Annotated in this window: 5 protein-coding genes; 1 reads left to right on the top strand and 4 read right to left on the bottom strand. The window is 65.9% G+C overall.

Translation table 11 applies throughout. The features are described from left to right. Window positions 1-97: 97 nt before the first annotated feature. Both AOZ49_RS29515 and AOZ49_RS29510 read right to left on the bottom strand, forming a co-directional pair. Window positions 98-802, bottom strand: a complete 705-nt coding sequence (locus AOZ49_RS29515) for a tetratricopeptide repeat protein (RefSeq protein WP_054479428.1) — start codon at window positions 800-802, stop codon at window positions 98-100. A 151-nt stretch (window positions 803-953) separates the two neighbouring features. Continuing rightward, window positions 954-1,499, bottom strand: coding sequence for a fasciclin domain-containing protein (locus AOZ49_RS29510; protein WP_054479426.1), 546 nt, complete (start codon window positions 1,497-1,499; stop codon window positions 954-956). A gap of 352 nt (window positions 1,500-1,851) precedes the next feature. On the opposite strand from AOZ49_RS29510, the gene AOZ49_RS29505 reads away from it, so the two are divergent. Next, on the top strand, window positions 1,852-2,511 hold the full coding sequence (locus AOZ49_RS29505) for a thiopurine S-methyltransferase (protein ID WP_054428340.1): 660 nt from the start codon (window positions 1,852-1,854) through the stop codon (window positions 2,509-2,511). Window positions 2,512-2,521: 10 nt separating this feature from the next. On the opposite strand, the gene AOZ49_RS29500 is transcribed toward AOZ49_RS29505, so the two are convergent. Beyond that, window positions 2,522-3,121 (bottom strand): transglycosylase SLT domain-containing protein, encoded by a 600-nt coding sequence (locus tag AOZ49_RS29500; protein ID WP_054428338.1) that lies wholly within the window; start codon window positions 3,119-3,121, stop codon window positions 2,522-2,524. A 227-nt stretch (window positions 3,122-3,348) separates the two neighbouring features. Further along, window positions 3,349-5,940, bottom strand: coding sequence for a bifunctional aconitate hydratase 2/2-methylisocitrate dehydratase (gene acnB / locus AOZ49_RS29495; RefSeq protein WP_054428336.1), 2,592 nt, complete (start codon window positions 5,938-5,940; stop codon window positions 3,349-3,351). Window positions 5,941-6,000: the final 60 nt, after the last annotated feature.

Genomic DNA, 6,000 nt, shown 5'->3' with positions numbered 1-6,000 from the left:
GGGGGGCAGGCGGCGTGCGAGACATGGGGGCTCCTGTGGCGGCGGATGGCTTGCGGGTCGCGGCAAGGCGGGACGAAAAGTGTTGAAAGAAGCGGCGCTAGCGCGGCAACGATGCCAGCTCTGCGCTCGCGCGGGAATAGCCGGGTTGCAGCCGCAACGCGGCCTCGTAGCTGACGCGCGCGTCGGCCTGGCGGCCCAGCCGCCGCAGCAGCATGCCCTGGTTGGTCAGTATCTGGGCGCTGGGCGGCGTCGCCGCCACCGCCCGCTCGTACGCCTTGAGGGCTTCCTCGGTCTGGTCCAGGCCGTCCAGCAGGGCGGCTTCCAGGTTCAGGCCGATGCTCCACTGCGGATAGCGTTGCGTCAGGATCCGGGTCGTGGCCAGCGCGTTGGGCAGATCCCGCAGTTCGGCCTGGATGCCGGCCTTGCTCACATAGAACCAGCGGTTGTCCGGGTTCAGCCCGATCGCTTCGTCGAACCGTTCGAGCGCCGCGGCGGGCTGGCCGTTGACCGTTTGCAGCTTGCCCAGGAAGTTCCTGACATCGGCGTTGCCCGGATCGCGTTGCGACAGGGCTTCGGCGATGCGCTGCGCCCGCGCCGGGTCGTTGGCGCGCAGCGCGGCGGAGATCTGCTGGTTCATCTCCTGCAGCGGCGCCGGCCATTGCTGGATGCGGGCGCGCAAGGCGGCGCTCTCGGCGGCCAGCTCGGCCTGGTAGGCATTGTCGAATTCCAGCGGCGGTTGCGGCTGCGCGCGGGCGGTGGCGTGGCCCGCCAGCAGCAGGGCAGCCAGCAGGCAGCGGATCACTGGCCGCCAATGCCGCCGGCCGGCGCGCCGGTCCGCCAGCCATGCCGCGGCGAGCCGCCAGCCTGGCGACAATCGAAAAGGACGATGCGGCGTTGCGATCATGAGGGTCGGGAAGAGGGGGCTGGACCCCCTACGATATCCCGAGATGGACTTACTTGGGCATGAGCACGCTGTCGATCACGTGGATCACGCCGTTGGGCTGGTAGACGTCGTAGGTGCTGATGTTGGCGACGCCGCCTTTCTCGTCCTTGACGATGAGGTTGTGCTTGCCGTTCATCATCACCCACAGTTTGCCGCCGCTGGCGGTGGTCAGCTCGGTGACGCCGCCCTTCCTGGCCTTGGCGGCCAGCGCGTCGAAGTCCAGCTTGCCGGGCACCACGTGGTACGTCAGGATCTTGGTCAGGGTGGCTTTGTTCTCGGGCTTGACCAGGGTGTCGACCGTGCCGGCCGGCAGCTTGGCGAAGGCGGCATTGGTGGGCGCGAACACCGTGAACGGACCCTTGCCCTGCAGCGTGTCCACCAGGCCGGCGGCCTTGACCGCGGCCACCAGGGTGGTGTGGTCGGCCGAATTGACCGCGTTGGCGACGATGGTCTTGCCGGGCATCATCGGTTGGCCGCCGACCATGACGTCGGCCGCATAGGTGGGCGACAGGGTCAGGGCGGAGCAGGCGATGGCAATCGAAGCTAGCAATTTCATGACGATCTCCTTTTTGGTTGGCCGTCACTAGCAAATACGGGGCAGCCCCCCGTCTGGATGCGTCCGATGACCTGGAACAAACCCTAGGTCGGCGCCGTCGCCGCGCCGGCGGAGCCGGCATGCTTGAGCCCGATACCCGGATCACCAGGATCACTACAATGGGAGAACCGGCGCCCGGCCGGGGCGTTGCCGCCGCCGGGCATCGGTAAGCACGCCTTTCGGGCGCTTGTTCGCAACGTAGTTCCGGCCGCGGACAGGTAGCATCCGAGAGCGTGATTGCCAGCCCGCGCACCGGCGCGCGGCGCTGCCGCGAATCACGCGATTCGCTATTTTCCGGAGGATAAGAACAAACATGGACGCGGAATTCTGGTTGGAACGCTGGCGCGACGGGCGCACGCATTTTCATCAAACACGAGTGACGCCGCTGCTGCAGAAATACTGGCCGACACTCTCGGTGCCCGCGGGCGGCAAGGTGCTGGTGCCGCTGTGCGGCAAATCCCTCGACATGGTCTGGCTGGCGGCGCAAGGCTTCCAGGTGCTGGGCGTGGAATTGTCGCAACTGGCGGTCGAGCAGTTCTTCGTCGAGAACGAGCTCAAGCCGGTGATCCAGGACAGCGCCTACGGCAGGCACTACGTGGCGGGCAATATCGAGATCATCTGCGGCGACATCTTCAAGCTGGATGCACCGCTGCTGTCGCACTGCGTCGGCGCGTATGACCGAGCCGCGCTGGTGGCGCTGCCCGTGGAGATGCGCGGCGAGTACGTGCGCCACGTCTACGGGCAACTGTCGCCCGGCTACCGCGGCCTGCTGATCACGCTGGACTACCCGCAGGAAGAGATGGACGGGCCGCCGTTCGCGGTGTTGGACACCGAGATGCGGACGCTGTTCAGCGGCGTCTCGCCGGCGGTCATCATCGACCGCCGCGACATCCTGGCCAAGGAACCCAAGTTCGCCGAGCGCGGCGTGAGCCGGCTCGACACGGTCGTCTACCGGCTGGGCGTGCAGGCCTGAGGCGCCGGGTTCAGAAGAACCAGCCGCCGCGGGTCAGGTCCTTTTCGCAGCTCTTGTACTGGCTGGCGAATTTGTCGGCCCGCGCCTGCACTTTCTTTGACACCGTCTTGAGCCACGCCTTGCGGTCGTAGCTGCGGTTGCGGTAGCCGGTCCAGCCCTCGTGGTAGTTCAGGTACTGGCCGTAGGCGTCCGACTTGGAGATGCCGTTCAGGCGCTGGCTCTTGTTCATGTACCAGCCCATGAAGTCCAGGGCGTCGGCGAAGTTGTCGCGGCTGGAACCCCAGCCGCCGGCATCCTTCTTGTAGTCGGCCCAGGTCTCGTCCTTGGCCTGGGCGTAGCCATAGGCGGAACTGACGCGGCCCCACGGGATGATGCCCAGGAAGTAATAGCGCGGCGGCACCGCGTCCTGCTTGAAGCTGGACTCCTGGTACATCATCGCCATCGGCACCGGCACCGGCGCGCCCCATTTCTTCTGCACCTTGAGCGCGGCATCGTGCCAGTCCGGCTTTTCGCGGAAGATGGCGCAGATGTTCTCGGGATTCGAGGGCGGGGCGGTGGCGCAGCCGGCAAGCGCGGCCAGCAGCGGCAGCGGCATCAAGAGCCGTGTCATTGGTGGTCTTCTCCAGGCGCCGGCGGGCGGCGGTTACGTTTTGTTTGTCACGGTTTGCTGTGATTGTATGAAAACGTATCGCTGGAAAAGTTCCGCCCCCGTTTTTTTTGCCTCCAACCGGCCGATCAAGACGGATTTCCGCGGGATCCGGCCGTTTTGGCGGCGCCAATGAAAACGGCCCCGGATCGCTCCGGGGCCGTGTCGCAGGCGAGCCTACGTGGCGAGGTTTACACCTCGATCACGTCCGCCACGTCCTTGTAGTCGGCGATCTTGTCGAAGTTCAGGTACTGGTAGATCTGGTCGCCGCTCTTGTTGATGACGCCCATGTCGGCCATGTACTCGTCCTTGGTCGGGATGCGGCCCAGCTTCGAGCAGATCGCGGCCAGTTCGGCCGAACCCAGGTAGACGTTGGTGTTCTTGCCCAGGCGGTTCGGGAAGTTGCGGGTGCTGGTGGACATCACCGTCGCGCCTTCGCGGACCTGCGCCTGGTTGCCCATGCACAGCGAGCAGCCCGGCATTTCGGTGCGGGCGCCGGCCGTGCCGAACACGCCGTAGTGGCCTTCCTCGGTCAGCTGCGTGGCATCCATCTTGGTGGGCGGGGCCACCCACAGCTTGACCGGGATGTCGCGCTTGCCTTCGAGCAGCTTGGACGCCGCGCGGAAGTGGCCGATGTTGGTCATGCAGCTGCCGATGAACACTTCGTCGATCTTGGCGCCGGCGACTTCCGACAGCGTCTTGACGTCGTCCGGGTCGTTCGGGCAGGCCACGATGGGCTCGTGCACGTCGGCCAGGTCGATCTCGATGACAGCGGCGTATTCGGCGTCGGCGTCCGGCTCCAGCAGCTGGGGATTGGCCAGCCAGGCTTCCATCGCCTTGATGCGGCGGCCCAGCGTGCGCTCGTCTTCGTAGCCGTTGGCGATCATCCACTTGAGCATCACGATGTTGCTGTTGATGTACTCGATGATCGGTTCCTTGTTCAGGCGCACCGAGCAGCCGGCGGCCGAACGTTCGGCCGACGCGTCCGACAGTTCGAAGGCTTGTTCGACCTTCAGGTCGGGCAGGCCTTCGATTTCGAGGATGCGGCCGGAGAAGATGTTCTTCTTGCCTTGCTTGGCGACCGTCAGCAGGCCGGCCTTGATGGCGTACAGCGGAATGGCGTTGACCAGGTCACGCAGGGTGACGCCGGGCTGCAGCTTGCCCTTGAAGCGGACCAGCACCGATTCCGGCATGTCCAGCGGCATCACGCCGGTGGCGGCGGCGAAGGCGACCAGGCCCGAGCCGGCGGGGAACGAGATGCCGATGGGGAAGCGGGTGTGCGAGTCGCCGCCGGTGCCGACGGTGTCCGGCAGCAGCATGCGGTTGAGCCACGAGTGGATCACGCCGTCGCCCGGACGCAGCGAGACGCCGCCGCGGGTGCTGATGAACTCGGGCAGCGTGTGGTGCGTCTTGACGTCCACGGGCTTGGGATAGGCGGCGGTGTGGCAGAACGACTGCATCACCAGGTCGGCCGAGAAGCCCAGGCAGGCCAGGTCCTTGAGCTCGTCGCGGGTCATGGGGCCGGTGGTGTCCTGGCTGCCGACCGAGGTCATCTTCGGTTCGCAGTAGGTGCCCGGGCGGATGCCGCGGCCTTCCGGCAGGCCGCAGGCGCGGCCGACCATCTTCTGGGCCAGCGAGAAGCCCTTGCCGGTGTCGGCCGGGTCCTTGGGCAGGCGGAACAGCGTCGACGGCGCCAAGCCCAGCGCTTCGCGCGCCTTGGCGGTCAGGCCGCGGCCGATGATCAGCGGAATGCGGCCGCCGGCGCGCACTTCGTCGAACAGCACGTCGGACTTCACTTCGAATTCGGCGATGACTTCGCCGTTCTTGATGGCCTTGCCTTCATAGGGGCGCAGTTCGACCACGTCGCCCATTTCCATCTTGGAAACGTCGAGTTCGATCGGCAGGGCGCCGGCGTCTTCCATGGTGTTGTAGAAGATCGGGGCGATCTTGTTGCCCAGGCACACGCCGCCAAAACGCTTGTTCGGCACGAAGGGGATGTCTTCGCCGGTAAACCACAGCACCGAGTTGGTGGCCGACTTGCGCGAGGAGCCGGTGCCGACCACGTCGCCGACGTAGGCGACCAGGTGACCCTTGTCCTTGAGCGACTCGATGAACTTGACCGGGCCGCGCTTGCCGTCTTCTTCCGGTTCGAACGCCGCGCCGTCGCGCTTGTTCTTGAGCATCGCCAGGGCGTGCATCGGGATGTCGGGGCGGGTGGTGGCGTCCGGGGCCGGCGACAGGTCGTCGGTGTTGGTTTCGCCAGGCACCTTGAAGACCGTGATGGTCAGGCTCTCGGGCAGTTCCGGGCGGCTGGTGAACCATTCGGCGTCGGCCCAGCTCTGCATCACGGACTTGGCGTTGGCATTGCCCTTGTCGGCCTTTTCCTTCACGTCGTGGAAGGCGTCGAACATCAGCAGGGTCTTTTTCAGGGCGTCGGCGGCGATCGTGCCGATTTCCTTGTCGTCGAGCAGTTGGACCAGCGGGCCAATGTTGTAGCCGCCCAGCATGGTGCCGAGCAGTTCAGTCGCCTTGGCGCGGCTGATCAGGGCACAAGCTTCGGTGCCCAGGGCCACGGCGGCCAGATACGAGGCCTTGACCTTGGCGGCATCGTCCACGCCGGCCGGAACACGGTGGGTCAGCAGCTCGACCAGGTTCTGCTCTTCGCCCGCGGGCGGGTTCTTCAGCAGTTCGATCAGTTCAGCGGTTTGTTTTGCCGTCAGGGGCAGCGGGGGAATCCCCAGAGCCGCGCGTTCGGCAACGTGTTGGCGGTAAGTATCCAGCATGTTGAGGCCTGCTTAAAGTCGGGTTGGAAGAAGGGTTGTCGCCGGAATTGTAGAGGGAAG

Origin of the sequence: Achromobacter sp. 2789STDY5608615, assembly GCF_001298995.1 — a bacterium.
GTDB lineage: Bacteria > Pseudomonadota > Gammaproteobacteria > Burkholderiales > Burkholderiaceae_B > Achromobacter > Achromobacter insuavis.
Note: the sequence above shows the minus strand (reverse complement) of the source record. Positions and strands in the feature narration are given on the sequence as shown.

Bases quoted from the DNA above. Each gene is read 5' to 3' on its own strand.
- AOZ49_RS29510 (WP_054479426.1), bottom strand. From the start codon at position 1,499: ATGAAATTGCTAGCTTCGATTGCCATCGCCTGCTCCGCCCTGACCCTG.
- AOZ49_RS29505 (WP_054428340.1), top strand. From the start codon at position 1,852: ATGGACGCGGAATTCTGGTTGGAACGCTGGCGCGACGGGCGCACGCAT.
- AOZ49_RS29500 (WP_054428338.1), bottom strand. From the start codon at position 3,121: ATGACACGGCTCTTGATGCCGCTGCCGCTGCTGGCCGCGCTTGCCGGC.
- acnB (WP_054428336.1), bottom strand. From the start codon at position 5,940: ATGCTGGATACTTACCGCCAACACGTTGCCGAACGCGCGGCTCTGGGG.